The following is a 1,033-nucleotide window of genomic DNA, read 5'->3' as shown; positions in this document are numbered from 1 at the left end:
CCCCCACCAACCAGGCTTCCTCGCCCGGCATGTGCTGGGCCCCGGCAGAGCCGATCCGCTGAGGCGCACCATCGGCAATGCGCACGCGCATGGCTGCAAAGCGGGCCGCCAGCGGTCCCTTGGTTCCCTTGCGCCAACTGACCTGTCGCCACTTCGCGCCTTCGAGCATTGCGTGCGCGGCAATGGATTTGACGTCCGGCACATGCCGCACCCGTGGGCGCCCGCGTCCTGCGACCGGGAAGATCAGCTGCACATCGGCCGGATAGACCTTTTGGTGCCGGGGGATGCCCACCGCCCAGCAAAGGCTGCGCGCACTCAGTGCCTGTCGGAATGGAGCGGACAGCCCGTAACCGGCATTGGCCAGCACACAACCGAAGCGCACGCCCGCAGCGATGATACGATCGATCTCCTCGATCGCGATCTCGGGCTTGGTGTGATATTCCTGCAAAGGGGCAGGCACACCCGCCTTGTCCATGCGTGCGGTATCACTCGTCCAGCTTTCGGGCAGAAACAGCCGCAAGCTCAGCATGAGCGGAACTTCACCCGAGGCCAGTGTCACCGATACCAGTGTCTGGCAGTTTGCATTCTTGCCCAGTGCCGTCGCGTATTGGGGCGCAACGCCAACCGAAGCCTTGCCCTTCTTGGGTAGGGCGGTGTCATCGATGATAAGCCAGGCTCCATTGCCACCGACCAATTCATCCGCCTGGCGCCACAAGGTCGCTTCCAGCGGGGCGCTATCCCACAGACCGGCCCCGATGAAATGATGCAGCCGATCATAAGCGACGGCGTCCGAACGGGCCGCCATGGGCTGGATGCTCTTGCGATCCCCTGGCCCAATCAGGCCCGCGATATAGGCCGGACACATCCGGCGTCGTGTCTTGTTCCCCAGCCCCTCCAGATACGGGGCAAGCCACCGCTCCAGATCCGACTGCCAGTCCTCGTCCATCGCCAGCCTCCGTCAAAGCTGGCTCCCCATGAATCACGCAATCAGCGCCATGGGAATCCCAAAAATTAAACTTCTGCCAAAGTAGTG

The 1,033-nt window shown here is 63.1% G+C and carries 1 protein-coding gene; it reads right to left on the bottom strand.

Features of this window, described 5'->3' with window-relative positions:
• Positions 1-946: IS701 family transposase (locus tag Y88_RS18700; protein ID WP_040702702.1), on the bottom strand; the 946-nt coding region annotated here is incomplete at its 3' end.
• Between the last annotated feature and the right edge of the window lie 87 nt (positions 947-1,033).

The organism is Novosphingobium nitrogenifigens DSM 19370, from assembly GCF_000192575.1.
Classification (GTDB): domain Bacteria; phylum Pseudomonadota; class Alphaproteobacteria; order Sphingomonadales; family Sphingomonadaceae; genus Novosphingobium; species Novosphingobium nitrogenifigens.
This window is presented reverse-complemented; position numbering and strand designations above follow the sequence as displayed.